Annotated in this window: 24 protein-coding genes and 1 other RNA gene; 14 read left to right on the top strand and 11 right to left on the bottom strand. The window is 64.4% G+C overall.

The genetic code is table 11. The annotated features are described in order from the left end of the window. Nucleotides 1–41: 41 nt before the first annotated feature. From ACZIRK_RS08460 to ACZIRK_RS08435, 6 genes are all read right to left on the bottom strand, one after another. Complete coding sequence (locus ACZIRK_RS08460) at nucleotides 42–1,430, bottom strand: hypothetical protein (protein ID WP_130226476.1); 1,389 nt, start codon at nucleotides 1,428–1,430, stop codon at nucleotides 42–44. A gap of 200 nt (nucleotides 1,431–1,630) precedes the next feature. Further along, entirely contained in the window at nucleotides 1,631–2,455 is an 825-nt protein-coding gene (locus ACZIRK_RS08455; protein ID WP_130226477.1) for a TIGR00282 family metallophosphoesterase, read from the bottom strand. A 6-nt stretch (nucleotides 2,456–2,461) separates the two neighbouring features. Then, nucleotides 2,462–3,037, bottom strand: coding sequence for a 5-formyltetrahydrofolate cyclo-ligase (locus ACZIRK_RS08450; RefSeq protein ID WP_130226478.1), 576 nt, complete (start codon nucleotides 3,035–3,037; stop codon nucleotides 2,462–2,464). A gap of 250 nt (nucleotides 3,038–3,287) precedes the next feature. Continuing rightward, nucleotides 3,288–3,448: non-coding RNA, 6S RNA (gene ssrS, locus ACZIRK_RS08445), on the bottom strand. A 96-nt stretch (nucleotides 3,449–3,544) separates the two neighbouring features. Next, the gene (locus ACZIRK_RS08440; RefSeq protein ID WP_463327144.1) at nucleotides 3,545–3,928 is read right to left on the bottom strand and encodes a cell division protein ZapA; all 384 of its coding nucleotides are present in this window, start codon (nucleotides 3,926–3,928) and stop codon (nucleotides 3,545–3,547) included. Further along, nucleotides 3,925–4,248, bottom strand: coding sequence for a DUF4164 domain-containing protein (locus ACZIRK_RS08435; protein ID WP_028163719.1), 324 nt, complete (start codon nucleotides 4,246–4,248; stop codon nucleotides 3,925–3,927). Before ACZIRK_RS08435 ends, ACZIRK_RS08440 begins: the two co-directional genes overlap by 4 nt. A 396-nt stretch (nucleotides 4,249–4,644) precedes the next feature. On the opposite strand from ACZIRK_RS08435, the gene tkt reads away from it, so the two are divergent. The 8 genes from tkt to ACZIRK_RS08395 all read left to right on the top strand — a co-directional run bounded on the left by tkt (nucleotide 4,645) and on the right by ACZIRK_RS08395 (nucleotide 14,218). After that, nucleotides 4,645–6,630 (top strand): transketolase, encoded by a 1,986-nt coding sequence (gene tkt, locus ACZIRK_RS08430; protein ID WP_130226479.1) that lies wholly within the window; start codon nucleotides 4,645–4,647, stop codon nucleotides 6,628–6,630. Nucleotides 6,631–6,772: 142 nt separating this feature from the next. Continuing rightward, on the top strand, nucleotides 6,773–7,780 hold the full coding sequence (gap, locus tag ACZIRK_RS08425) for a type I glyceraldehyde-3-phosphate dehydrogenase (protein WP_463327143.1): 1,008 nt from the start codon (nucleotides 6,773–6,775) through the stop codon (nucleotides 7,778–7,780). Between the two features lie 151 nt (nucleotides 7,781–7,931). Next, complete coding sequence (locus ACZIRK_RS08420) at nucleotides 7,932–9,125, top strand: phosphoglycerate kinase (protein ID WP_130226480.1); 1,194 nt, start codon at nucleotides 7,932–7,934, stop codon at nucleotides 9,123–9,125. Between the two features lie 46 nt (nucleotides 9,126–9,171). Continuing rightward, complete coding sequence (fba, locus tag ACZIRK_RS08415) at nucleotides 9,172–10,239, top strand: class II fructose-bisphosphate aldolase (protein WP_130226481.1); 1,068 nt, start codon at nucleotides 9,172–9,174, stop codon at nucleotides 10,237–10,239. A 290-nt stretch (nucleotides 10,240–10,529) separates the two neighbouring features. Further along, complete coding sequence (locus ACZIRK_RS08410) at nucleotides 10,530–11,555, top strand: class I fructose-bisphosphate aldolase (RefSeq protein WP_130226482.1); 1,026 nt, start codon at nucleotides 10,530–10,532, stop codon at nucleotides 11,553–11,555. Continuing rightward, nucleotides 11,556–12,242: a thiamine phosphate synthase gene (locus tag ACZIRK_RS08405; protein WP_130226483.1), complete on the top strand. Its 687-nt coding sequence runs from the start codon at nucleotides 11,556–11,558 to the stop codon at nucleotides 12,240–12,242. After that, on the top strand, nucleotides 12,239–13,339 hold the full coding sequence (locus ACZIRK_RS08400; RefSeq protein WP_130226484.1) for an SEL1-like repeat protein: 1,101 nt from the start codon (nucleotides 12,239–12,241) through the stop codon (nucleotides 13,337–13,339). Before ACZIRK_RS08405 ends, ACZIRK_RS08400 begins: the two co-directional genes overlap by 4 nt. An 87-nt stretch (nucleotides 13,340–13,426) precedes the next feature. Then, complete coding sequence (locus tag ACZIRK_RS08395) at nucleotides 13,427–14,218, top strand: inositol monophosphatase family protein (protein WP_028163727.1); 792 nt, start codon at nucleotides 13,427–13,429, stop codon at nucleotides 14,216–14,218. Nucleotides 14,219–14,327: 109 nt separating this feature from the next. On the opposite strand, the gene ACZIRK_RS08390 is transcribed toward ACZIRK_RS08395, so the two are convergent. Both ACZIRK_RS08390 and ACZIRK_RS08385 read right to left on the bottom strand, forming a co-directional pair. Beyond that, nucleotides 14,328–17,486, bottom strand: coding sequence for a multidrug efflux RND transporter permease subunit (locus ACZIRK_RS08390; protein ID WP_130226486.1), 3,159 nt, complete (start codon nucleotides 17,484–17,486; stop codon nucleotides 14,328–14,330). A gap of 6 nt (nucleotides 17,487–17,492) precedes the next feature. Next, nucleotides 17,493–18,704 carry an efflux RND transporter periplasmic adaptor subunit gene (locus ACZIRK_RS08385; protein WP_130226487.1) on the bottom strand — a complete coding sequence of 404 codons (1,212 nt, stop codon included), beginning with the start codon at nucleotides 18,702–18,704 and terminating at the stop codon, nucleotides 17,493–17,495. 590 nt (nucleotides 18,705–19,294) lie between these two features. On the opposite strand from ACZIRK_RS08385, the gene ACZIRK_RS08380 reads away from it, so the two are divergent. From ACZIRK_RS08380 to ACZIRK_RS08370, 3 genes are all read left to right on the top strand, one after another. After that, entirely contained in the window at nucleotides 19,295–20,296 is a 1,002-nt protein-coding gene (locus tag ACZIRK_RS08380; RefSeq protein ID WP_130226488.1) for a flagellar motor protein MotA, read from the top strand. Nucleotides 20,297–20,517: 221 nt separating this feature from the next. Further along, nucleotides 20,518–21,546, top strand: coding sequence for a peptidoglycan -binding protein (locus ACZIRK_RS08375; RefSeq protein WP_028163731.1), 1,029 nt, complete (start codon nucleotides 20,518–20,520; stop codon nucleotides 21,544–21,546). A 133-nt stretch (nucleotides 21,547–21,679) separates the two neighbouring features. Continuing rightward, nucleotides 21,680–22,129 carry a GNAT family N-acetyltransferase gene (locus tag ACZIRK_RS08370; protein WP_028163732.1) on the top strand — a complete coding sequence of 150 codons (450 nt, stop codon included), beginning with the start codon at nucleotides 21,680–21,682 and terminating at the stop codon, nucleotides 22,127–22,129. A gap of 18 nt (nucleotides 22,130–22,147) precedes the next feature. Here the strand turns inward: ACZIRK_RS08370 and ACZIRK_RS08365 are convergent, their stop codons facing one another. Continuing rightward, nucleotides 22,148–24,007 (bottom strand): ABC transporter ATP-binding protein/permease, encoded by a 1,860-nt coding sequence (locus ACZIRK_RS08365; protein ID WP_463327142.1) that lies wholly within the window; start codon nucleotides 24,005–24,007, stop codon nucleotides 22,148–22,150. A gap of 185 nt (nucleotides 24,008–24,192) precedes the next feature. Between ACZIRK_RS08365 and rpmE the strand changes: the two genes are divergently transcribed. Next, a complete protein-coding gene (rpmE, locus tag ACZIRK_RS08360) occupies nucleotides 24,193–24,420 on the top strand; it encodes a 50S ribosomal protein L31 (RefSeq protein WP_028163734.1) in 228 nt (75 codons plus the stop codon). Nucleotides 24,421–24,627: 207 nt separating this feature from the next. Here the strand turns inward: rpmE and rcdA are convergent, their stop codons facing one another. Then, nucleotides 24,628–25,140, bottom strand: a complete 513-nt coding sequence (rcdA, locus tag ACZIRK_RS08355) for a protease adaptor protein RcdA (protein ID WP_165435262.1) — start codon at nucleotides 25,138–25,140, stop codon at nucleotides 24,628–24,630. Between rcdA and ACZIRK_RS08350 the strand changes: the two genes are divergently transcribed. Continuing rightward, nucleotides 25,139–25,330, top strand: coding sequence for a hypothetical protein (locus ACZIRK_RS08350; protein ID WP_165435263.1), 192 nt, complete (start codon nucleotides 25,139–25,141; stop codon nucleotides 25,328–25,330). The genes rcdA and ACZIRK_RS08350 overlap by 2 nt on opposite strands. Before the next feature lie 267 nt (nucleotides 25,331–25,597). Here the strand turns inward: ACZIRK_RS08350 and ACZIRK_RS08345 are convergent, their stop codons facing one another. Next, a complete protein-coding gene (locus tag ACZIRK_RS08345; RefSeq protein ID WP_130226490.1) occupies nucleotides 25,598–25,789 on the bottom strand; it encodes a DUF1192 domain-containing protein in 192 nt (63 codons plus the stop codon). A 154-nt stretch (nucleotides 25,790–25,943) separates the two neighbouring features. Here ACZIRK_RS08345 and ACZIRK_RS08340 point away from each other — a divergent pair, with 154 nt between their 5' ends. After that, on the top strand, nucleotides 25,944–26,945 hold the full coding sequence (locus ACZIRK_RS08340; protein WP_130226491.1) for an NAD(P)H-quinone oxidoreductase: 1,002 nt from the start codon (nucleotides 25,944–25,946) through the stop codon (nucleotides 26,943–26,945). Nucleotides 26,946–26,949 lie beyond the last annotated feature (4 nt).

Here is a 26,949-nt window from a genome sequence, read left to right as displayed (position 1 = left end):
TACGCCCGAAAGGATTACATGCCCTATCGAAATTCGGCGCTCTATCCGATCAGATGAAGATCGGACAACAGATGCATCGCGACATCGCCGCCCAGCGCAAGATTGTCGTGGCCGCCGTTGCCGCCGATTCCGGCGATCTGAACCGCGCTCTGATCGATATGGACATTGTTGATCTGGTCCGCCTCGGCTGTCGAATGCGGCCCGGCGATGGCGATGTTGATGGGAGCATAGATCGCGACGCTGACATCGATGAGACTGCCGGAGAAATGGCCGCTGCCACCATTGCCCGCGCTGTTGTGTCCGGTTGCGATCGCATTCGAGCCGCCGCCCAGGAGTGCAGAGATGAGCGCTGCGCTGCCGCCCGCCGCGACATTGCCGCTGCCGCCGTCGCCCCCGCTGCCGGCCATCTGGAACGAGGACTGATCCAGATGCACGTCGTTGAGCTGGTATGCCTGGTTGGTGGAATTATATCCGGCGACCGAGATGTTGACGGGATCATAGACAGCGACGGACTTGTGGACGAGGTCGCCATGAAATTGGCCATCGCCGCCGTTGCCGGCCTGATTGCCGCCGGTGTCGATTGAACCTTGTCCGTTGCCGTTGGATTGACCATGAACGGATACGTCGCCACCGCCTGCGGCATTGCCGTTTCCGCCCTGCCCGCCGATCCCTGCGATCTGCACGGCGGACTGATCGATCTCGACCGTGTTCGACTGGCTCGCATGCGCGCTGCCGCCGGGCGCCGCAAACGCGAAGTTGACGGGATGGTAGATGACGACGGGCGCATCCAGCAGCGTTCCAAGGAAATGACCGTCGCCGCCGTTGCCGGCGTGATTGTCGCCTGTCGTGATCCCACTGGCGCCGAAGGAAGAGAGGTCGACGTTTCCGCCCGCGGCAATGTTACCATCGCCGCCATTGCCTCCGATGCCGGCCATCTGCAGCGCGGACTGGTTGATGTTCACATCGTTGGTCTGCTCGGCGATGGCGATTGAACCGTATCCCACCGATACTGCGATGTTGATCGGCTGATAGATCACCAGGGAGGCGTGAATGATGCCGCCATAGAAAAATCCGTCGCCGCCGTTGCCGGCCTCGTTCGCTCCTGTACCGATCGTGCCAGTATTGCTGTTACCCGAATTGGATTGGTGCGCGGGAGCGCCGCCGAACTGATCGGCATTATTGGGCTGGTGGACATCCGCGTTGCCATGAAGGCTGCCGCCTCCATCTCCAGTCGAATCGAGAGACGGGACAGACCCATTAGATGGCGAGCCGAACGAGGAGCCGCCGGCGCCGTCATGGCTATCGGCCGTGAGATGATGCAAACGGGCCGGAGAGAACTTGGTACCGTACGCGGGATCTCCATCATCCCAAGGATAATGCTGCGGCTGATCATGCAGCCGGATGCTGTCCGACATCCAATCGAACTTCATAGTCGCCTCCCTGGCGGGATCGCTCCGCGCAACGCGACGGACCACTCCCGACCGTGAGGCAATGTCACGCCGTATGCGTGAAAAGCCGAGCCATCAATTCGGATGCAACATTTCGGGTGAGATTGTACAAACGAAATCGGGTCGAAGAGGCGGTATCGCGCACGTTAGCGCACCCCATTCGCAGTCGACGCGTTCTTGAACTAGCCCACCCAAAAACCCGGCAGAGCCGGCTCGAGTCGTCCACCGACACGTACCGGCGCGATGCGGAGCGCGAGGCCGGTGGCGTCGTCGGTCTCGACCGCAACCCCGCTCAGCGTCGCTTCGCCGGCGGCCGGCTCAAAGCGGCCGGAGGGGATGCCGGTTTGGAAGCGCTGCAGCGGCTCTTCCTTCTGCATGCCGATGATGGAATCGTAGTCACCGGTCATGCCGGCGTCGGTCATATAGGCGGTGCCGCCGGGCAGCACCTGGTGATCGGCGGTGGGCACATGGGTGTGGGTGCCGACCACGAGGCTGACGCGGCCATCGCAGAAGAAGCCCATGCCCTGCTTCTCGGAGGTCGCCTCGCCGTGGAAATCCACCACGATCGCGTCCGCTGCCTGCTGCAGCGGACAGGCCTCGAGTTCGCGCTCGACCGCGGCGAAGGGATCGTTGGAGGGCTCCATGAAGACGCGGCCGATCGCGTTGATGACGAGCGCACGCTTGCCGTTCTTGGTGTCGACGAGCGTGGCGCCGCGGCCCGGCGCGTGCCGCGGAAAGTTGAGCGGGCGGATCAGGCGCGGGGCGCGCTCGATGAACACCAGCGCTTCCTTTTGATTCCACGCATGGTTGCCGAGCGTGATCGCGTCGGCCCCGGCATCCAGGAAGTCCTGGTAGATGGCCTCGGTGATGCCGAAGCCGCCGGCGGCATTCTCGCCATTGACGATGACGAGATCGAGCGACCAGTCACGGATCATGCCGGGAAGATGTTCTAAGATGGCGGTGCGGCCGGTCTTGCCGACGACATCACCGACGAAGAGGATACGCAAATTCAGCTACTCCCGGAAATCGAACGCCTTGCGCTCCGTTAGCACATAATCAAGCGCGACGTCGTGCGACAAAGCCGGAACCGCCTTGATTTCCTGCACCGCAAAGCCAAGCCCGATGCCGATCACGTGCTTGGTCTTGCGCAGATGGGTGAAGGTGAAGTCGTAATAGCCGGCGCCATAGCCGATCCGGTGACCGACCCGGTCGAAAGCGGCGAGCGGCACCAGCATGATGTCGGGGATCAACTCGGCCGCAACCGGCGACGGCTCGGGGATACCGAGCGAACCAAGCGTCAGCCGGTCGCCCTTGGCCCAGGCGCGGAATAGCAGGGAATGGCCGCGCGCGGTGACCGCCGGCAGCGCAAGCTGTGCGCCCTGCTCGGCGAGCTTCAGCATCAGCGGCATCGGATCGATCTCGCTGCGGACCGGGGAATAGCCGGAGACGATCGTACCCTGCGCGATCTCAAACGGCAGTCCGCGCTTGGCGATCTTCGCGGCGGCAGCAGTGCGCTCCTCTTCGCTCAGCGCATCACGTCGGGTGAGCGCGGCGCTGCGGAGCTCAGCCTTCGGAGAGATCGCGCGCATGATGTCTTGCTCCACGGTCATCACCCGCGAAGGCGGGTGATCCAGTATTCCAGAGCCGTCAGAGCGTTTTCAAGCGAAGTGGATACCGGTTCGCGTAAAGAAAACGCGTCAAACAAAAATGAAGAGCTTCGGATCAATCAGAACCGATGCTCCAGTGATCAACCTGCGAAGCCGCGGCGTACTGGATACCCCGCTTTCCGGGGTATGGCCGACGCCGGGTACCCGTGAACACCGCATGCAAAAAACAAAGCGCGAAGCCGCAGAGGCCGTTGGAGCGCTCGATCCCGGAGTTCCCTACGAAAGTAGGTGGGCACCATATGTCCGGGTCCACGGACCCGGCCAGGGACAGTTCCCTAAAGGATCGATAAGGCCCCGGGGATATATGGCTCCTGACGCGCAACGCAGCTTCGCAGGGGCTAATGTAGCGATGCGCGCGGCGTTCCGCCAGCGGGAATGGATTTCGGGTGGACGTTACCCTCACCTGAAAGGGGAGGGTAAGACAGCGGGCTAGCCGATCGCGATACCGCCGCCGATGGTGCGGTTGAGCACCTGCGTGGTTTTCTCGATCCGCTCAGCGGCGGCGTTGAGTGCGTTCGAGATCGCGACTTGCGTGGCGCGGGCGCGATCGACCGCCGCAGCGCCGGAGTCGCGCAAGGATTCGATTTCCTGCTCCAGGCTGCGGATGCGTGCGCCGGCGTCGACCAGTTCGTCGCAGGCGGTGAGCGCCGCCATCACGGTCAGGCGCGCATCGCCGATCTCACCGAACTTGCCGCGCAGCGATTCGATGCGCGATTCAAGGTTCTCCGCGAGCTTCAAGAGACGAACTTCCTGCCCCTCATCGCACGCCATGCGGTATTGCCGGCCGTTGATGGTGACGTTGATGTGACTCATCGCGTGTTCTCCTCGCCATCAAGCACGGCGCGGATGGTGCCGATTGCCGCATCCAGCTTCTCGGCGATCTCGCGATTGGTGCGCTCGAGCTTGCGCGTCTTCACCAATGAGCTATCGAGCTCGTCCGCAAGCCGCGAGCGATCGGCACCGAGCGCCTGGATCCGGCTCGCCAGTTCGTTCTCGTCGCGGTCAGCCTCGCGCCGCCGCTCAACGGCGCTTTCCAGAGCATCCAGCGCCGCCATCAGCCGCCGTGTGGCGGCGTCGACGTCGGCGATAGCGGGCTCGGCATTGGCAGCCGCGTTGGTGGAACGATCGCTCATACGAGACAACGTACATCCTCGATGGCGTGGCCGTCCGCGAATCCTTGCGGTTCGGCAAGCGCTTAGGCGATGAAATTTACGTGGTGAGCGAGGCCGGCGCAACGCCGCCGGTAAACTATGCACCGATAGATGGAGCCGCCCCGGGGGTCGCACCTGTCGGTTTTACCCAGGCCCGTCCGCTCGGGAAACCGGCGCCCAGAGGGTTCGTGCCCCCTTCGGCCGGACACACCGGAGGCAACTTTGCGGCCGAAAGCGCGTTTCCTTGCCTTCGACTTCCCTTGGACTTCCGGAATTGAGGTGCTATCCAGCCTTTCCCCGTGCCTACCACCCGCATATGGCGGCCCTCCGGGCAGCGCGCATGCAAGCCAAGCCTCTCATTTCAGACGGATTTTCATCATGACGCAAGTCGATCACACCCGTATGGCCAACGCCATTCGTGGGCTCGCAATGGATGCGGTCGAGAAGGCGAAATCCGGCCATCCCGGGCTGCCGATGGGTGCGGCCGACGTCGCGACCGTCCTGTTTACACAGTTTCTGAAATTCGATGCGGCCGACCCGGCCTGGCCGGACCGCGACCGCTTCGTGCTCTCGGCCGGCCACGGCTCGATGCTGCTCTATTCGCTGTTGTACCTCACGGGCAACAAGGACATGACGCTCGACCATCTCAAGCACTTCCGTCAATTGGGTTCGCTGACGCCGGGGCATCCGGAGAACTTCCACACCAAGGGCATCGAGACCACCACCGGCCCGCTCGGCCAGGGCATCTCGACGGCGGTCGGCATGGCGGTCGCGGAGAAGATGCTCGCTGCCGAATTCGGCAAGAAGATCGTCAACCATCACACCTACGTGCTCGCCTCCGACGGCGACCTGATGGAAGGCGTGTCGCAGGAAGCGATCGCGCTCGCCGGCCACTGGCGGCTCAACAAGCTGATCGTGCTCTATGACGACAACGGCATCTCGATCGACGGCCCGACATCGCTTGCGGATTCCGTCGACCAGGTGAAGCGATTCAAGTCGGCGGGTTGGGCCGCCGAGCACATCAACGGCCAGGATCAGAAAGCGATCGCGGATGCGATTACGCGCGCGCAGAAATCGAGCAAGCCGACGCTGATCGCCTGCAAGACCACGATCGGCTACGGCGCGCCGACCAAGGCCGGCACCAACAAAGTCCATGGCGAAGCGCTCGGCGCCGACGAACTGAAGGCCGCCAAGGAAAAGCTCGGCATCTCGCTCGAACCGTTCTCGGTGCCCGATGACGTGCTGAAGGCCTGGCGCGAAGCGGGTGCGCGCGGCGCCGCGGAGCGCCAGGAGTGGGACGCACGCTACGCCGAGCTCGGCAGCCGCAAGCGCGCGGAATTCGAGCGCCGGCTGCGGCACGAACGGCCGGCGTCGCTGGCAAAGGCGCTGAAGGGACACAAGAAGGCGCTGCTCGAAAACCCGCTCAACGTCGCGACCCGCAAATCGTCGGAGGCCGCGATCGAGGTGATCGCCGCCGCGATGCCGATGGAATTTCTGGCCGGCTCGGCCGACCTCACCGGCTCCAACAACAACAAGGCGAAATCGGCGGTCAACTTCTCCGCCAAGACGCCGAAGGGCCGCTTCATCCACTACGGCATCCGCGAGCACGGCATGGCCGCGGCGATGAACGGCATCTTCCTGCACGGCGGCTTTGCGCCGAACGGCGCCACCTTCCTGGTGTTCACCGACTATGCGCGGCCGGCGATGCGACTTGCGGCGTTGATGGGTACCGGCGTCGTCTATGTCATGACGCACGACTCGATCGGGCTCGGTGAAGACGGCCCGACACACCAGCCGGTGGAGCATCTCTCGGCGCTGCGCGCCATTCCCAACATGCGCGTGTTCCGCCCCTGCGATGCCGTCGAGGTTGCAGAATGCTGGGAGCTCGCGCTGAACCGGATCGACGGCCCGACGGTGCTGGCGCTGACGCGGCAGAACCTGCCGCAGCTTCGAACCACCGCGCCTGCCGACAATCCGTGCAGCCATGGCGCCTATGAGCTGGTCGCGGCGCAAGGTGACGCAAAAGTGTCATTCTTCGCCTCCGGTTCCGAAGTTCAGATCGCTGTCGACGCGCAGAAACAGCTCGCGGAACGCGGCATCCCGTCGCGGGTTGTGTCGGTGCCTTCGCTCGAATTGTTGCTGGCGCAGCCGGAAGAGCGGAAAAAGGCCATCATCGGCAACGCGCCGATCAAGATCGCGATCGAGGCGGCCGTGCGCTGGGGTTGGGATGCCGTGATCGGCCAGGACGGCGAGTTCATAGGCATGCACCGTTTCGGCGCCAGCGCGCCTGCCAAGGACCTTTTCAAGCATTTCGGAATTACCGCCGAGGCCGCCGTTAACGCTGCCCTGAAGCGCGTCGGCTAGCGGTTGAGCTTGCCCCGAAAAAGGACTAGGTAACTCCTATCTAATCCGTCCTCGTCCGGCCGAACCGGGCGATCCGCCGTAACACCCTCGCTGGAGCACGCGCCAGCGGGGACGGCAACAGCTATTAGAGGAGTGAAACAGCATGGCAGTCCGGGTCGCAATCAACGGGTTCGGCCGCATCGGCCGCAATGTGCTTCGAGCCATCGCCGAGTCTGACCGCAAGGACATCGAAGTGGTCGGGATCAATGATCTCGGCCCGGTCGAGACCAACGCCCATTTGCTCCGTTTCGACTCCGTGCACGGCCGCTTCCCGGGCACCGTCACCGTCGATGGCGATACGATCAGCGTCGGCGACAGCAAGATCAAGGTGTCCGCCGAGCGCGATCCGTCCAAGCTGCCCTGGAAGGATCTCGGCGTCGATGTCGCGCTGGAATGCACCGGCATCTTCACCGCCAAGGATAAGGCGTCCGCGCATCTGACCGCCGGCGCCAAGCGCGTGCTGGTCTCCGCGCCCGCCGACGGCGCTGATGCCACCATCGTCTACGGCGTCAACCATGACACGCTGACCAAGGAGCACCTGGTGATCTCCAACGGCTCCTGCACCACCAACTGTCTCGCGCCGGTGGCGAAGGTGCTGAACGACACCGTCGGCATCGAGACCGGCTTCATGACCACGATCCATGCCTATACCGGCGACCAGCCGACGCTGGACACGCTGCACAAGGATCTCTATCGCGGCCGCGCGGCGGCGATGTCGATGATCCCGACCTCGACCGGCGCGGCCAAGGCGATCGGCCTGGTGCTGCCTGAACTGAAGGGCAAGCTCGACGGCGTCGCGATCCGCGTGCCGACGCCGAACGTCTCGGTGGTGGATCTGAAGATCGTCGCCAAGCGCGCAACCGACGCCAAGGAAATCAACGAGGCGATGAAGCGCGCCTCGGAGCAGCAGCTCAAGGGCATCCTCGGCTACACCACCGCGCCGAACGTCTCGATCGACTTCAACCACGATCCGCATTCGTCGACCTTCCACATGGACCAGACCAAGGTGCAGAACGGTACGCTCGTGCGCGTGATGTCGTGGTACGACAACGAGTGGGGTTTCTCCAACCGCATGGCCGACACTGCCGTCGCGATCGGGAAGCTGCTGTAACCATTTGTTTGTCGTCATGCCCGGCCTTGAGCCGGGCATCCACGTCCTTGTTTCCATAGGAGCAAGGATGTGGATGGACGGGACATAGGCGAGCGAAAGCGACGCCGTCCTTCGGACGGCGAAGCCCGGCCATGACAGAGGAAGCCCTGACATGAAAAACTTCCGCACCCTCGACGACGTCGATGTGAAGGGTAAGCGCGTGCTGCTCCGCGTCGATCTGAATGTGCCCATGGAAAATGGCCGCGTCACCGACACCACGCGGCTGGACCGTGTGGCGCCGACGATCACCGAGCTTTCCGACAAAGGCGGCAAGGTCATCCTGCTCGCGCATTTCGGCCGCCCCAAGGGACGCGATCCCAAGGAATCGCTGAAGCCCGTCGCTGAGGCGCTGTCGAAAGTGATCAAGAAGCCGGTCGCTTTCGCCGAGGACTGCATCGGCGAGGCCGCGGCAAACGCTGTGGCGGCGCTGAAGGACGGGGAGATCCTCTGTCTGGAGAATACCCGCTTCCACAAGGAAGAAGAGAAGAACGATCCGGCCTTCGTCGCGGAACTGGCAAAGCTCGGCGACATCTGGGTCAATGACGCGTTCTCGGCGGCGCACCGCGCCCATGCCTCCACCGAAGGCCTCGGCCACAAGCTGCCGGCCTATGCCGGACGCACCATGCAGGCCGAGCTCGACGCGCTCGGCAAGGCCTTGGAAGCCCCGAGCAAGCCGGTGATCGCGATCATCGGCGGCGCCAAGGTTTCCACCAAGATCGACCTGCTCGAAAATCTCGTGACTAAGGTCGACGCGCTCGTGATCGGCGGCGGCATGGCCAACACTTTCCTGCATGCGCAGGGCGTCGGCATCGGCAAGTCGCTGGCGGAGAAGGATCTCGCCGCGACCGCGCTGCGCATCCTGGACAAGGCCGCGGCCTCCAATTGCGCCATCATCCTTCCCGTCGATGCCGTCGTCTCCTTCCACTTCGCGGCCAATTCGCCATCGCATGCCTACGGCCTGGACGCGATCCCGGCCGAGGGCATGATCCTCGACGTCGGCCCGCAATCGATCGCCCGCATCCATGCCGCGATCGACGATGCGGCGACGCTGGTGTGGAACGGCCCGCTCGGCGCCTTCGAGCTGCCCCCGTTCGATCGCGGCACCGTGGTGGCCGCCAAGCACGCCGCCGAACGCACCAAGGCCAAGAAGCTGATTTCGGTCGCAGGCGGCGGCGATACCGTCGCGGCGCTGAACCAGGCCGGCGTGGCGCACGATTTCACCTATGTCTCGACCGCCGGCGGCGCATTTCTTGAATGGATGGAAGGCAAGCCGCTGCCGGGCGTCGAAGTCCTGAAAATCCGCTGACTACCAGTTCACGCGCGAACGCACTGCAAATACAGGGAGAATTCGGATGGCGCGCATTACCTTGCGGCAACTGCTCGACCATGCGGCTGAGCACGATTACGGGGTGCCGGCCTTCAACATCAACAATATGGAGCAGGCGCTGTCGATCATGGAGGCAGCCTCGAGCGTTGACGCGCCCGTCATCATCCAGGCTTCGCGCGGCGCACGCGCCTATGCCAATGACGTGATGCTCAAGCACATGATGGACGCCCTCACCGAGATCTATCCGCAGATCCCGGTCTGCGTGCATCTCGACCACGGCAACGAGCCCGCCACCTGCATGACCGCGATCCAGTCCGGCTTCACCTCTGTCATGATGGACGGCTCGCTGAAGGCCGACGGCAAGACGCCCGGCGACTGGGATTACAATGTCGGCGTGACCAGGACGGTCACCAACATGGCCCATCTCGGCGGCATTTCGGTGGAAGGCGAACTCGGCGTGCTCGGCTCGCTCGAGACCGGCATGGGCGACAAGGAAGACGGCCACGGCGCCGAAGGCAAGCTCTCCCACGACCAGCTCCTGACCAATCCGGACGAAGCCGTGAAGTTCGTGAAGGAGACCAAGGTCGACGCGCTCGCGATCGCGATGGGCACCTCGCACGGCGCCTACAAGTTCACCCGCAAGCCGGACGGCGACATCCTCGCCATGAATGTGATCGAGGAGATCCACCGTAAATTGCCGAACACGCATCTGGTGATGCACGGCTCCTCCTCGGTGCCGCAGGATCTGCAGGACATCATCAACGAGTTCGGCGGCAAGATGAAGCCGACCTGGGGCGTGCCTGTCTCCGAGATCCAGCGCGGCATCAAGAACGGCGTGCGCAAGATCAACATCGATACCGACAACCGCATGGCGATGACCGGGCAGATCCGCAAGGTGTTCAAGGAACACCCGGAAGAGTTCGACCCGCGCAAATATTTGAAGCCCGCGATGGAAGCGATGACCAAGCTGTGCAAGCAGCGGCTGCAGGAGTTCAATACCGCCGGTCAGGCCAGCAAGATCAAGAAAGTGCTGACCACGGCGGAAATGGCCAAGCGCTACGCCAAGGGCGAGCTCGATCCGAAGGTGGCGTGAAGCCGCCGCTGCCGTAGCCCGGGTGAAGCGAAAGCGTAACCCGGGGCCACTTGCAACGCGGACACAGATGTCCCGGGTTACGCGTTCCGCTCCACCCGGGCTACAAGCTCTCCACCCTCCCCTCGCACCCGGAAGGCGGAGGGTCGTTCGATTTGTAGTCGCTGTTCGATTTTAATGTTAATCCTGCTCCGGCTTGCGCGACCGCCGGCCGCGGCGAACGTTTTCTAGGCAATTGCCCGATAACCGCCTATTTTGGTTTGCAAGGGCATGAACCATCTGGAGGACGTTCCATGAATCTCGCTGACCTCAACAAGATCGCGCTTGCCATGGTCACCCCGGGCAAGGGCATTTTGGCCGCCGACGAATCCTCAGGGACCATCAAGAAGCGCTTCGACGCGATCGGCGTGGAATCGACCGAGGAGAATCGGCGCGACTACCGCGAGATGCTGTTTCGCTCGACGGAGGCGATGAGCAAATATGTCTCCGGCGTCATCCTCTATGACGAGACGATCTGGCAGAACGCGAAGGACGGCACGCCGCTGGTCAAGCTGATCGAGCAGGCCGGCAGCATCCCCGGCATCAAGGTGGACGAGGGCACGCAAGCCTTGCCCGCCTGCCCCGGCGAACTCGTGACCGTCGGCCTCGACAAGCTGGCCGAGCGGCTGAAGAAGTATTACGAGCGCGGCGCGCGCTTTGCGAAATGGCGCGCGGTGATCGACATCGGACAGGGGATTCCCAGCACGACCGCGATCCATGTCAACGCGCATGCGCTGGCGCGCTACGCCGCACTGTGCCAGGCGGCGCAGATCGTGCCGATCGTCGAGCCGGAGGTGCTGATGGACGGCGGCCATGACATCGACCGCTGCTATGAGGTGACGCAGCAGGTGCTCAACACCGTATTCCACGAACTGTTCGTGCAGCGCGTCGCACTCGAAGGCATGGTGCTGAAGCCGAATATGGTGATATCCGGCAAGAAGAGCCCGAAGCAGGCATCGGTGCAGGAGGTTGCCGAAAAGACCATCCGGCTCCTGAAGGCCTGCGTGCCCGCGGCCGTGCCCGGCATTGCCTTCCTCTCCGGCGGCCAGAGCGACGAAGAGGCAACCGCGCATCTTGACGCCATGAACCGGATCGGCGGCCTGCCCTGGAAACTCACCTTCTCCTACGGCCGCGCGCTGCAGGCGGCGCCGCAGAAGGCGTGGTCCGGCAAGGCCGAGAACATCGCGGCCGGCCAGCGCGCCTTCACCCACCGCGCACGCATGAACGCGCTCGCGAGCAAGGGCGAGTGGGAGACCGGCCTGGAAAAGAAGGTGGCATAATTGGCCGCAAAGCCCGTTCCGCCGCGCCCGGCGCCGCGCCTCTATCTCGCGACGCCGGTGGTGGAAGATCCCTCCGAACTCATCGCAAGCCTGCCCGCTTTGCTCGCCGCGGCCGATGTCGCGGCAGTGCTGGTGCGGCTGCGCGAGACCGACCAGCGCACGATGATCTCGCGCGTGAAAGCGCTGGCGCCGGTGGTCCAGAGCGCCGGCGCGGCGCTCCTGATCGACGGCCATGTCGAGCTCGTCGCGCGCGCCGGCGCCGACGGCGCGCATCTCACCGGTCTTGCCGCGCTGGAGGACGCGCTGCCGTCGCTGAAGCCGGACCGCATCGCCGGCGTCGGCGGGCTGCCGACGCGCCACGAGTCCATGGCCGCCGGCGAACTCGGCGCCGATTACGTGCTGTTCGGCGAGCCCGGTGCGAGCGGGCAGCGGCCCTCGACGCAGGCGATCGCCGAGCGGCTCAACTGGTGGGACGAATTGTTCGAGCCGCCCTGCGTCGGCTACGCCATTTCGCGTGAAGAGGCTTTCGAATTTGCAGCCGCCGGCGCAGACTTCGTCCTGGTCGGCGATTTCATCTTCGCCGACCAGCGCGGCGCTGGCACAGCGCTCGCCGAGGTCGGCGCGACCATCCGCGAAGCGCATGCGAGCGCGGTTGGGAAGGCAAGGGCAGGACTGACTCCGGAATGAGTCTGCTGCGTCCGATAGCGGTGGTGCTCGGCTGCGCCGTGCTGACGACGGGCGCGGTCGCGCAGATTTCGCTGACGCCGCCCGCCGCACAGGCGCCGGCCAGCAAGCCGGCTCCGAAAAAGGAGGCGCCGAAGCCTGCGCCAAAGCCGAAGGCAGCAGCGGAAAAGCCGAAGGCCGCGGCGGAAAAGAAGCCGGCCACGCCAAAGCCGTCGCCTTCACCTTCGCCATCGCCGACCCCGACGCACCCGTTCGACGATCCCAATGTCGATCTCGTCTATGGCGCCTATCAGCGCGGCCTCTACAAGACCGCCTTCGACCTCGCCACCAACCGCGCAAACTACGCCCGCGACCCCAAGGCGATGACGATGCTGGGCGAGCTTTATGCCAACGGGCTCGGCGTCAAGCGCGATTACGGCAAGGCGGCCGAATGGTACCAGCGCGGGTCCGACGCCGGCGACCGCGAGGCGATGTTCGCGCTCGCGATGATGCGGCTTGCCGGCCGCGGCGGCCCGGTGAACAAGGACGAGGCGGTCAAGCTGCTGGCGTCCTCGGCCAAACTCGGCAATCCCAAGGCGGCCTATAATCTGGCGCTGCTTTATCTCGACGGCCAGACGCTGCCGCAGGACCTCAAGCGCTGTGCCGAATTGTTGCGGATGGCGGCCGACGCCGGCAGTCCCGAGGCGCAGTACGCGCTCGCGACCTTCTACAAGGAGGGCACCGGCGTGCCCAAGGATCTCGAGAAATCGGTGCGGCTGTTGCAGGCCGCCTCGCTCGCCGACAATGTCGATGCCGAGGTCGAATATGCGATCGCGCTCTACAACGGCTCCGGCACGCCGCGGAACCAGCCGGCGGCGGTGGCGCTATTGCGCAAGGCGGCCCGGCAGAACTCGCCAATCGCGCAGAACCGCCTCGCCCGCCTGCTCGCCACCGGCCAGGGCGTGCCGCAGGACAAGGTCGAGGCGTTGAAATGGCACACCGTCGCCAAGACCGCAGGCAAGGGCGATCCGGAACTGGACGAGATGCTGCTGGACATGAGCCCGCAGGACCGCGCCAAGGCCGAGGAGGCCGCACGCAATTGGCTCGGCACCGGCAAATGACGCCTTGACGGCGCCATCCCGAGAGGGCACGCAGTCGGAAATCCCCGACGGCGCTTGGGCCGTTTTCCCACCGACAAGCCCTCCATCATGCTCTATTCCGCCCTCATCAACGTCATGGTCAAGGCCGCGCGCCGCGCCGGCCGCAGCCTCAAGCGCGATCTCGGCGAGATCGAGCACCTGCAGGTGTCGCTGAAGGGGCCGGCGAACTTCGTCTCGCTGGCCGACAAGCGCGCCGAGGAGATGCTCTACACCGACCTCGCCAAGGCCCGCCCGGGCTACGGCTTCATCGGCGAGGAAGGCGGCACCCGCGAGGGCACCGACAAGAGCCATAGCTGGATCGTCGATCCGCTCGACGGCACCACCAACTTCCTGCACGGGATCCCGCAATTCGCGATCTCGATCGGGCTGGCGCGCGAGGGCACGGTGATCGCGGGGGTGATCTACAACCCCGCCAATGACGAGCTCTATATCGCCGAGCGCGGCAAGGGCGCCTTCCTCAACGACCAGCGCCTGCGCGTCGCCGGCCGCCGCAGGCTTGACGAATGCGTGGTCGCCTGCGGCCTGCCCCATATCGGCCGCGGCGACCATGGACTGGCGCTGAAGGAGATGGCCGTGCTGCAGAACAAGGTCGCCGGCTTCCGCCGCTTCGGCGCCGCCTCGCTCGACCTCGCCTTCGTCGCCGCCGGCCGCCTCGACGGCTATTGGGAACGCAACCTCTCCCCGTGGGACATCGCAGCCGGGCAGATCATGGTGCGCGAGGCCGGCGGCACCGTGAGCGGCATCGAGGGCAATGACGATCCGTTGCAAACCGGACACGTGGTCTGCGGTAACGAATTCGTGCACGGCGAACTGGTGAAGATTTTGAAGCCGCTGGGATAGTTGCTTCTTTGCAACCAAGTCGTCATGGCCGGGCTTGACCCGGCCATCCATCATCTTCGCAAAGAGTCGTTTTGGCGATGGATTGCCGGGTCAAGCCGGCAATGACATGTCAGTGCGTTGGCCGCGCCGGTGCCGGTGGCGCATGCGGCTGCTGCGGCGCCGCCTCCTTCGGCTCGCGGTCGCCGGCCAGCACGCGTTGAACGCTGACGAAGAACACCGGGACCATCAACAGCGCCAGGATCACGACCGCGATCATGCCACCCATGACGACGGTGCCGAGCGCCTGCTGGCTGGCGCCGCCGGCGCCGCTGGCGATCGCCATCGGGAATACGCCGAACACGAAGGCGAGGCCGGTCATCAGGATCGGGCGGAAACGCAGCGAACAGGCCTCGATGGTCGCCTCGAGCAGCGGCTTGCCATGGGCGCGCAGGTCCTTGGCGAATTCGATGATCAGGATGGCGTCCTTGGCGGCAAGGCCGATGATGGTGATCAGGCCGACGGTGAAATAGACGTCGTTGGCGAGCCCGCGCATGCTCGCGGCGATCACCGCGCCGGTGACGCCGAGCGGTATGGTCAGCAGCACCGCGATCGGAATCGTCCAGCTCTCGTACAGCGCGGCGAGCAGGAGGAACACCACCAGCACCGACAAGCCTAGCAGGAACGGCGCCTGCGAGCCCGACAACTTCTCCTGCAGCGACTGTCCGGTCCACTCATAGCCGAACCCGCGCGGCAATCTGTTCGCGAGCCGCTCCATCTCGTTCAGGGCATCGCCCGAGGTGTAGCCGGCTCGCGCCTCGCCGGAGATGCGCACGGCGGGATAATAGTTGAAGCCCGCGATCTGGGTCGGTCCCTTCTGCCATTCGACCGTGGCGAAGGAGGAGAACGGCACGAGCTGCCCGCGGTTGTTCTTGACGTTGTAATTCAGGATATCATCCGCATTCATGCGGGTGAACTTGTCCGCCTGCACCACGACGCGCTGCATGCGGCCGCGGTTCGGGAAATCGTTGATGTAGTTCGAGCCGAGATTGGTCGAGATCGTATTGTTGATGTCCTCGAAGGTGACGCCAAAGGCGCCGGCCTTTTCCCGGTCGATCACCAGATTGACCTGCGGCGCCGGCGGCAGGCCTTCGATATAGACCTTCTGCAGCACGGGGCTGGCATTGGCTTCCGCGATCAGGCGGTCGGCGGCGGCCATCAGCTGGGCGTAACCCTTCTGGCCGCGGTCCTGCAGGCGGAACGAGAAGCCCGAGGAGTTGCCGAGGTTGTCGATCGGAGGTGGCTGCAGCGCCGAGATCTTGGCGTCGCGGATCGATGAAAGGTCGCGGTTGATGTCGGCGACGATTGCGGCCGCCGAATCCTTCGGCCCGCGCTCCGACCAGTCCTTCAGCGTGATGAAGGCCTGCGCGGTGTTGAAGCCCTGGCCGAGGAAGCTGAAGCCGGTGAGAAACGTGACGTTCTCGATGGCAGAGCGCGCCAGGAGATATTTCTCGACCTTCTCGATCGCGGCCTCGGTGCGGGCGAAGGAGGAATCCGACGGCGTCTGCACGTCGGTGGTGATGAAGCCCTGGTCGTCGACCGGCAGGAAGCCGCCGGGCAGCCGCATGAAACCCCAGCCAAGCCCGACCAGAAGCGCGACATAGATCAGCATCAGCCGTCCGGTGCGCTTCAGCGTCCATCCAACCGTGCGCGTATAGCCGTCGCGGCCGGCATCGAGCGTGCGGTTGAACCAGCCGAACACGCCGCGGCGGGCATGGCCGTGCCCGGCCGTGACCGGCTTGAGCAATGTCGCGCACAGCGCCGGCGTCAGCGACAGCGCCAGCAGCGCCGAGAACGAGATGGCGGCGACCATGGTGACCGAGAACTGGCGGTAGATGATGCCGACCGATCCCGGGAAGAACGCCATCGGGATGAACACGGCAACCAGCACCAGCGTGATGCCGATGATGGCGCCGGTGATCTGCGACATCGCCTTGCGGGTCGCCTCCTTCGGAGGCAAGCCCTCCTCGGCCATGATGCGCTCGACGTTCTCGACCACGACGATGGCGTCGTCGACGAGGATGCCGACCGCCAGCACCATGCCGAACATGGTCAGCATGTTGATGGAATAGCCGAGAAGCATCAGCGTGGCGCAGGCGCCAAGCAGCGCGACGGGCACGACGATGGTCGGGATGATAGTGTAGCGGATGTTCTGCAGGAACAGGAACATCACGATGAAGACCAGCACCACGGCTTCGACCAGCGTCGTCAGCACCTTCTCGATCGCAGCCTCGACCACGGGCGTGATGTTGTAGGGGATCTCATAAGAGATGTTGGCCGGGAAGAAGCGCGACAGCTCCTTCATCTTGGCTTCCACCGCGCTTGCGGTCGCGAGCGCGTTGCCGGTCGGCGACAGCAGCACCGAGAGGCCCGCCGTCGGCTTGCCGTTGAGGCGGGTCTGGAACTGGTAGCTGAGGCCGCCGATCTCAAGCCGCGCAACGTCGCGCAGGCGCACGGTCGAGCCATCAGGATTGGCGCGCAGGATGATGGCGCCGAACTCGTCCGGCGAGGAGAGCTGGCCCTTCACCAGAACCAGCGCCGAGACCCGTTGCGAGTCCGTCGCCGGCTCGGCACCGATGCTGCCCGAGGCGACCTGCGCGTTCTGCGCGGCAATTGCCTTGTTGACGTCGTCGGCGGTCAAGCCATAGCCGACCAGCTTTGCCGGATCGATCCAGATGCGCAAAGAGCGCTCGGTCGAATACAGCGTGGCACGGCCGACGCCGGGGATGCGGCGGATTTCCCCGAGCACGTTGCGGATCATGAAGTCGCCGAGGCCAATCTCGTCGAGGCTGCCATCGGTCGAGTTCAGCGTGATGATCTGCAGCACGGCGCTGGACGCTTCCTCGACCAGGATGCCCTGCTGGATCACGGCACGCGGCAGGCGCGCCTCGATGCGCTTGAGGCGGTTCTGCACCTCGACGGATGCCTGGCTGGTTTCGGTGCCCGGAACGAAATTGGCGATGATCTCGACCTGGCCGAGCGAGTCGCTGGTGGATTCGAAATTGAGGATGCCGGAGGCGCCGTTCAGCTCCTCCTCGATCAGCCGGGTGACGCTGTTATAGAGATTTTCCGGCGAGGCGCCGGGATAGCTGGTCGAGATCGAGATCGAGGGCGGCGCAATGATCGGATATTGCGCGATCGCCAGCAGCGGAATCGAGATCGCGCCGATCAAGCAGATGAAGAGCGCGACGACCCAGGCGAAGATCGGCCTGTCGATGAAAAAGCTCGCCATCTCGGATCACCGCAGCGCTTGCGCGGCTTTATTTTCCCCCGGCACAACGATCGAAGCATCCGCCGCCTCGGTGAATGCCTGCGGCCGGACCTTGTCGCCTGCCGCGAATTTCTGGAAGCCCTCGACCACGACGCGGTCGCCGGACTTCAGACCTTCGGTCACGAACACCTGCCCATTCTGCAGCGAGCCGGTACGCACGGGCTGAACCGCGACGCGACCGTCGTCCTTGACGACGAACACCTCGCTGCCGCCACCGCCATTGCGCTGAATCGCCTGCTGCGGGACCGCGATCGAGTCGGAATCGATGCCCTGCTCGATCAGCACGCGCACATACATGCCCGGCAACAATTCGCGTCTTGGATTGGGGAACTCGCCACGCAGGGTCACCTGCCCGGTATAGGCGTCGACCTTGGCGTCGGAGAACAAGAGCTTGCCGGGAATCGAATAGATCGTGCCATCGTCCTGCAACAGGCGCACCTTCATCGCGTCAGGCGCGATGCGGTCGAGTTCGCCGGTCTCGAATGCGCGGCGTAGCTGGTTGAGCTCGGTGACCGACTGGGTGAAGTCGGCATAGATCGGGTCGATCTGCTGGATGGTCGCAAGCGAGGTGGAATCGTTCTGCACCACCAGGGCGCCTTCGCTGACCAGCGCGGCGCCGACGATGCCGTCGATCGGCGCGCGGATGGTGGCGTAATCCAGATTGAGCTTGGCGCGCGCGAGATCCGCCTCGCGGGCCGCGACATCCGCTTCGGCCTGGCGTTGCGCGGCAATCGCCTTCTCGTTCTCGGCCTCGGGCATCGCCTTCTGGCTGTAGAGCGTCGTAACGCGATGCGCATGCTGGGCGGCCTGATCGAGCACAGCCTTGGCGCGCGCGAGCGCAGCCTGATTGGACTGCACCTCGACCTCGAATGGCCGCGGGTCGATGCGATACAGGGGATCACCGGCCTTCACCTCGGTGCCCTGGTGGAACAGGCGCTCGACGACGATGCCGGAAACACGCGGGCGGACTTCGGCGACGCGCGTCGGCGCGACGCGGCCGGGCAGCTCGCGCAGCACCGCGCGCGGCTGCGGCTTGGCGACGACAACGCTCACCTCGGGTTCGGGCGCCGCCTCCGACGCAGCGGTTGCGGCAGTCGGCTCATCACAGCCGGCTAGCAGTGGCGCCGTGGCGGCCAGCATCAGGAGAATGCATGCCGTTCGTGCGCGTAGTCCGGACATTGAAAGCGTCGCCCCGAGTTTGAATTGTTGAACACACATGGACACGCGGTGTCTCTGCCGACTCCGCCTTGTCACGCTATTCAGGATAAGGTGGGGGTGCTGCGACGCAATACATGACGGCGGCGGCTCAATGTCACATACGGAGAACATATTGAATTAGCATATTTTTCTCCGATTCACCGGATTGTGAAACTGGTTCCATCGGAGCTTGTGGGGGTAACGGACTGCGCCTTCTCCGACGCAGCCGCTGAGACCCGATTTTCTCGAGCGCGCATCGGGGAGAATCGGCTTCCGGCGTTTTCCGATGGTTTCTCCCTCTCCAGCGATCCGGTGCAGGCATCCGTCCGCCGGCCTTCGCGATCAAGGCCGAATGAGGATCGGGTGCGCGTCCCGCTAAGCCGAGGTCGGCGATTCGCCCAATTGATGATGCGCGGAACATCATCGAACGAGACGATTTCGGTGGATGACATCGCGGCGGTCGCCGTCCAGTTCCGCTTCCGCCCCGAATCACTGGTTTCCTGTCTTTCTTCCCTTGGCCGCTGTGCCATATTGGCTGCCCAACGCGGCTTTTCGCAACGGACATGCCGGCAATGCCCTCCTCTCCCCGCTCCGACATGGAGACCGAACTCAGCAAACTGTCCTCTCCACGGATCTTCCTGGTGCGGATGCTGGTATTTCTGGTGCTGTGCGCGCTGATCGCCATCGTCCTCTACAAGCAGATCCTCGTCGCCTTCTTCGCCAATCCGGGGCTGAACGCGCTGATCGGCGCGGTGCTTTTGATCGGCATCATCCTGTGCTTCCGCCAGGTGATCCGGCTCTATCCCGAGGTGCGATGGGTCAACAATTTCCGGATCGCCGATCCCGGACTCGCGATCGACCGGCGGCCGACCTTGCTGGCACCGATGGCGGCGATCCTCGGCGGCGAGCGCAGCGGGCGGATGTCGATCAGCCAGCAGACGATGCGGCACCTGCTCGACTCCATCGCGACCCGCCTCGACGAGGCACGCGACATCTCGCGCTACATGACGGGCCTCTTGGTGTTCCTCGGCCTGCTCGGCACCTTCTGGGGCCTGATCGAAACCGTCGGCTCGGTCGGCAAGGTGATCGATGGATTGAAGGTCGGCGGCGACGCCGGCGCGCTGTTCGACACGCTGAAAGAGGGCCTCGCCGCCCCGCTCGGCGGCATGGGCATTTCGTTCTCGTCCTCGCTGTTCGGCCTCGCCGGTTCCCTGATCCTCGGCTTCCTCGACCTGCAATCCAGCCAGGCACAGAACCGTTTCTATACCGATCTCGAGGACTGGCTTGCGACCACGGTGCGCGAATACGCCGGTGACGGCGTCGTGGCCGCCGCAGGTGGTGGCGGCAACCTGCAGCACGCGATCGAGCGGCTGCGTGTCGCGGTGGAGGAAGGCGCGGGAACCCGCGGCACCACCGCGGCGATGGCCAATCTGGCCGAAGCGATCCAGGGATTGGTTGCGCATATGCGCACCGAGCAACAGATGATCCGGGAATGGGCCGACGGCCAGGGCGAACAGAACCGCGAGATCAAGCGCCTGCTCGAACGCCTCGCGCGTCAGCCGGAGAAGAGTTAGAGAGACGGGGACGGTGTCGATCTTGAAGACGGACGAGAGCCACTCGGTTACCTCTCCCGGAGGGAGAGGTCGGCGCGTAGCGCCGGGTGAGGGCGCCCGGTCTATCGATAGAGCAAAACCCCTCACCCGGATCGCCGAGGCGATCCGACCTCTCCCTCCGGGAGAGGTGTAACTTGCGGCCTCCCTGGAGGTACCCTTGCTAACGCTAGTAGAGAGTCAAAATGGCCCTTGCCCGTGCCCGCCGCGGTGAATCCGGCTTCAACTACTGGCCGGGCTTCGTGGACGCGCTGTCGACGCTGGTGCTGTCGATCGTGTTCCTGCTCTCGGTGTTCCTGGTGGTGCAGTTCTTCCTGTCGCAGGAAGTCTCCGGCAAGGACAAGGCGCTGGAACAGCTCAACGCCAAGATCGCCCAGCTCAACGACATGCTGTCGCTTGAAAAGCTCGGCAAGCTCAGCCTCGGCGAACAGATCGCGCAGCTCCGCGCCGGACTTGCCTCGGCCGAAGGCGAGCGCGACCGTGTCAAGGGCCTCTATGAGGGTCTGGCCAATGCCGGCAGCGACGCGCAGGGCCGCGCCACCGAGCTCACCAAGGCGCTCGATTCCGAGAAGCTGGTCTCCGCGCGGGCGCTGGCGCAAATCGAAGTGCTGAACCAGCAGATCAGCGCATTGCGTCGCCAGCTTGCCGCCCTCGAAGAAGCGCTCGATGCTTCTGAGAAACGTGACAAGGAATCGCAGGGGCGCATCGCCGATCTCGGCCAGCGATTGAATGTGGCGCTGGCGCAGCGGGTGCAGGAACTGTCGAGGTACCGCTCGGAGTTCTTCGGCCGTCTGCGAGCCATCCTGGGCAATCGGCCAGACGTCCGCATCGTCGGCGACCGCTTCGTGTTCCAGTCCGAAGTCTTCTTCGATACCGGACAGGCCACGCTGCTGCCCGAAGGCCGCGCCGAGCTCGACAAGCTCGCGGCTGCCCTGATCGACCTCGACAAGCAGATCCCGAGCGAGATCGCCTGGGTGCTCCGCGTCGACGGCCACACCGACGTGCGGCCGATCAACAGCCCGGTGTTCAAGTCGAACTGGGATCTCTCCGCCGCACGCGCGATCTCGGTGGTGCAGTATCTGGTTTCGCTCGGGGTGCCCGCACAGCGGCTCGTCGCCGCCGGCTTTGGCGAATTCCAGCCGCTCGACACCGCCCAGACGGAAGACGCCTACAAGCGTAACCGCCGCATCGAACTGAAGCTGACGGAACGGTAACGGCGATGTTGGGCAGGCTCTCGCCAGAGCGTCATGGCCGGGCTCGTCCCGGCCATCCACGTTCTCTGGCGTCGCGAGCAGGAAGGACGCGGATGCCCGGGACAAGCCCGGGCATGACGGCGTTGGTGGCGGCTTGAGCGGGGCTTTTGACCTCCGCCCCTATCGCGCCGAGGACGAGGACGCGGCGATCGAGCTTTGGCGGCGAACCTGGCAGCAGGCCTATCCGACGATCGATTTCGATGCGCGCGTGGCGTGGTGGCGCGAGCGCTGGCGCGGCGAACTGGTGCCGAAGGCAACCATCATCGTCGCGGAAGAGGCAAACGCGCTGATCGGTTTCGTCACCATCGATGCAAGCGGCTATCTCGACCAGCTCGTGGTCGATCCCGCGCATTGGGGTTCAAAGCTGGCAAGCGCGCTGGTCGATGAAACCAAGCGCCTTTCGCCTGATGGCGTCACGCTGCTGGTCAATAAGGACAATGCGCGGGCCATCCGTTTTTATGAACGAAACGGCTTTGTGCATGCCGGCGAGGACGTCAACCCGACGTCAGGACGTCCGGTACTGAAGATGCGGTGGAAGCCGTAGAGCCGAGATCGTGAGCTCTCAAACCCCTTCGAACTGCAACCTCGCCAGCCGCGCATAGAGCCCGTTGGCAGCAACCAGCTCGGCATGGGTGCCCTGCTCGACGATTCTGCCATGCTCCATCACCAGGATGCGGTCGCAGGAGAGCACGGTCGCGAGCCGGTGTGCGATGACCAGTGTGGTGCGGTGGCGCATCAACTCCTCCAGCGCGGTCTGCACCAGCGTCTCACTTTCGGCGTCGAGCGCGGAGGTAGCTTCATCGAGCAGCAAGAGCGGCGCATCGCGCAGGATCGCGCGCGCGATCGCGATGCGCTGGCGCTGGCCGCCCGACAGCGTCACACCGCGTTCGCCGAGCTGGGCCTCGAAGCCGCCGGGCAGCCGGCGCAGAAATTCGGTAGCGTGCGCGAGGTCGGCGGCGCGCTCGACTTCGGCATCGGAAGCATCGGGCCGCCCGAAACGGATGTTCTCGCGCGCCGACGCTGCGAACACCACGGTGTCTTGCGGCACCAATGCCATGCGCGAGCGCACCACGCTTGGATCGGCCTGCCGGATCGGCACGCCGTCGAACGAAATCGTGCCCGAGGCGGGATCATAGAAGCGCAGCAACAGATGGAACAGCGTGCTCTTGCCCGCGCCGGAGGGACCGACGATCGCGACCTTCTCGCCTGATCGCACCGAGAACGAGACACCGTCGACGGTCTTCACCGACCGCCGCGTCGGATAGGCGAAGCTGACATTGTCGAACGCAACGTCACCACGCGCGGGCTGCGGCAGCGCGAGCGGCGCGGCCGGCGCCGTGATCTCCGGCTTGACCCGCAGGATCTCGAACAGCCGCTCGGCAGCACCGGAAGCTGCGGAGATTTCGCCCCAGACTTCGCTGAGCTGGCCGAGGGCGCTCGCAGCAAAGGCGCTGTAGAGAATAAACTGGCCCAAACGTCCCGGCGTCATCGCGCCCGCGAGCACGTCGTGCGAACCGACCCAGAGAATCAGCACCACGCTCGAGAACACGATGAAGATGATGATCAAGGTGAGCACGGCCCGTGCGCGGGTGGAGCTGCGCGCGGCGTCGTAGGCCTGCTCGACCTCGCCACCGAAGCGCGTGGCGGCGAGCCGCTCGCTGGTGAAGGCCTGCACGGTCCGGATGGCGCCGACCAGCTCGGAAGCATAGGCGCTGGCGTCCGCGAGCGTATCCTGCGCATTGCGCGACAAGCGTCGCACCCAGCGCCCGAACGCGACCAGCGGGATCACGATGATCGGGATCGCCAAGAGCACGAAGCCGGAAAGCTTCGGGCTGGTGACCACCATCATCGCGGCGGCACCGAGGAACAGCATCATGTTGCGGAGCGCGATCGACACGGAGGCGCCGACCGCTGATTTGATCTGGGTGGTATCGGCGGTCAGGCGCGACACCAACTCGCCGCTGCGCGCGGAATCGAAGAAGGACGGCGACAGCGAGATCAGATGCGCGAACACGTCGCGCCGGAGATCGGCGACGATGCGCTCGCCGATCGTCATGACCAGGTAATAGCGGGAGGCGCTGGCGCCGGCGAGCACCGCCACCACCGCGATCATCACACTGAAGTAGTTGTTGATCATGGCGATGCCTTCGGCCGTGAAGCCGAAGTCGATCACGCGCCGGATCGCGACCGGCACGATCAGCGTCGTGATCGCCGCAACCGTCAGAGAAATAAAAGCGAGGATCGCCCGTCCGCGGTAGCGCGCCACATAGGGCGCAAGCGCCAGCAGCGGCTTCAGCCTGGCGCGGCTCTTCCCTTCCGTCTCGGTCAAGGTGGCTTCAACCAGCGCTTCGCCTTCGAGCAGCGCATCGCGCCGCGGCGGCATCGGGCTGGGCGGGTGGTCAAGCTGTTCGGCTGCGCTCATCGGGATAAGGACCAGTTTTTATGTTTTTCAGATAGGCCCCGCGGAAGCGGCTGGCAAATCCGGAAGAGTCCTAATCCGGTGATCCCCGGTGGCTTGTTTTGCGGGTTTCCTTACGCTATAGAGCGGCCCAAATCCCGTATCTTTGGACCACTTGCGACGGGCGCCGGCGCGCCGAAGGAACTGCCATGAAAGCCGATATTCACCCGAATTATCATACGATTACGGTCGTGATGACCGACGGCACCGAGTACCAGACCCGCTCCACCTGGGGCAAGGAAGGCGACAAGCTGCAGCTCGACATCGACCCCAGGTCGCACCCGGCCTGGACCGGCGGCTCGCAGCAGATCCTGGATCGCGGCGGCCGCGTGTCGCGGTTCCAGAAGAAGTTTTCCGGCTTTTTGAAAAAGGACTGAGCGCAAGACTGCGCTTCCTTCTTCCTTTTCGACGTTCAACGAACGCCCCTGCCAAATCAGGGGCGTTTTTTGTTTCCACGCGTCATTGCGAGCGCAGCGAAGCAATCCATAGCGCCGCGGGTGCAGGCATGGATTGCTTCGCGGAGCCTGTCATCGGGCGGCGCTTCGCGCCGACCCGGTGGCTCGCAATGACGGTTAGAGTTGCAGTTACCGTTCGAACGCGGCCTTCAGGCGGTTGAGCTGCGGCACCAGCGGGTTGCCGATCGCGGCGCGATCGGCGGGCGGCGCATGGATCGTGGTGTCGAGCCGGCGCACGCGTGCCTGCAGGTCCATCGAGCGGGTGATCAGGTCCTGCAATTGTTGCGGCAGTTTCTCGATCAGTTCCGCCGGACCCGGATCTACCGCGGAGAGCTTGACCTTGGTCTTCTCCCGATTGGCCTGGGTCAGCGTCATCTCGCCTTCCTTCACCGCGCGATGCAGCAGCAGCCAGGAGGCAAGCTGCATCAAACGGGTGGTCAGGCGCATGCTTTCGGTCGCATAGGTCAGGCTGACGGACCGTTCCAGCGCCTTGGCCTGGCCGCGGCCGTCGCCATCGAGATAGGCGGCGGTCTCCTCGACCAGGTCCATGCCCTCACGGAACAGGGCTCCGAATGCCGCAGAATTGGTCAGCCGCTCGCTGAACAGAACAAGTGCGGAATCGCTTTGCGACCGCTCCAGCATGGTTAACGCCCTCACGCCACTTTTAATTTTGAACACCGCCGGCTTTTGCGCCAGCTTTATGATGAACAAATCATTGCGCTTGCGGGGCGAAGAGTCCAGCCGCATCCGGATTTATGGTTTCCAGCCAAATGCCGGAAACGACGAGCCTGTGACAAAGCCAAAAAAGAGCCGCCGTTTCCGGCGGCTTTGAAGTTGATAACAGGGAGGCGTCAAACAGAGTGGACAGGAGCCACTCGGTGTCCAAACGAGGACGATGCAGTCATAAACGAGAAAGCTTAATTGATCGTAAATGAGCGATTTTGTTTAAGCTTCGTTTGCCATATCGGCCATTGGCCTAGTTTGGGACAGGATACCAGTTTCGTAGCCCGGATGGAGCGCAGCATAATCCGGGGATCGGTGCGAGCCGGATGCACCGGTCCCGGATTGCGCTGCGCTCCATCCGGGCTACGGGTGAGCGCTACGATTTGAAGAAGCTGTTGGCGGCTTCCTTGGAGGCCCGCTTCTTTGTCATCGCTTCGCGCAGGCGCTCCACTTCGGCCGAGAGCATCGCGATGCGTTCGGTCAATTCCTCGAGCGAGAGCAGCGACAGGTCCTGCCCGATCTCATGCGAAATCTTCTTCCTCGGCCGGTCGTCATCTTCCATCGCCATGCGCGTTCTCCGTGCTTTGCTTCAAGCATGAAAGCCGGTCTCCACTTTCCGGCCATGCTCTGTCACGATCCCGTTGCGGCGGTTGCCAGCGCGATGCAGGCTGGGTAATCAACGCGCCGCGTCTGGAATCCTCCCATTTCGCCAAGGAAAAACCATGGAAAAGCTGCCCGCGCAAATGACCGTCGTCGGCATCAGCAAGCCCGGCGGGCCGGAAGTATTGCTGCCGGAGACGCGCCCGGTGCCGCTACCGGGCCAGGGCGAAATCCTGGTCAAGGTGAAGGCGGCCGGCGTCAACCGGCCTGACGTGGCGCAGCGTTCCGGTTCCTATCCGCCGCCACCCGGCGCGAGCGACCTGCCCGGCCTCGAGATATCAGGCGAAGTGGTGGCGGTCGGTCCCGGCGCCACCAGGCACAAGGTCGGCGACACCGTGATGTCGCTGGTCGCCGGCGGCGGCTATGCGCAATATTGCATCGCGCAGGACGGGCAGGCGATGGCGGTGCCGCCGTCGCTATCGATCGAGGAAGCCGGCGCGCTTCCCGAAACTTTGATGACGGTGTGGCACAATGTGTTCGAGCGCGGCGGCCTGCAAAAAGGCGAGACGCTGCTGATCCATGGTGGCTCCTCCGGCATCGGCACCATGGCGATCCAGCTTGCGAAGGCGTTCGGCGCCAAGGTGATCGTCACCGTCGGTTCACAGGACAAGGCGGAGGCCTGCCTCAAGCTTGGCGCCGATCGCGCGATCAACTACAGGACCGCGGATTTCGTAGCCGAGGTGAAGGCCGCAACCGATGGCGCCGGCGCCAATGTCATCCTCGACATGGTCGGCGGCGACTATATCGACCGCAACTACGACGCAGCCGCCGTCGAGGGTCGAATCGTGCAGATTGCCTTCCTGGCCGGAGCGCCAAAAGCGAGCGCCAATTTCGCGAAACTAATGGTGAAGCGCCTGCACCATACGGGCTCGACGCTCCGCCCCCGTAGTAATGCGGACAAGGCGGCAATGGTCGCGGCGATCGAGGCCAAGGTAATGCCGCTACTCCGCGAGGGGCGGGTAAAGCCGCTGATGGACAGCACTTTCCCATTGGAAAAGGCGGCCGACGCTCACCGGCGAATGGAAACCAGCGCACATATTGGCAAAATTGTGTTGGTCGTTTAACGCT

This window comes from Bradyrhizobium sp. Leo114 (assembly GCF_055229415.2).
The sequence above is the reverse complement of the archived record's forward strand: the minus strand, read 5'-3'. Positions and strand labels throughout refer to the sequence as shown.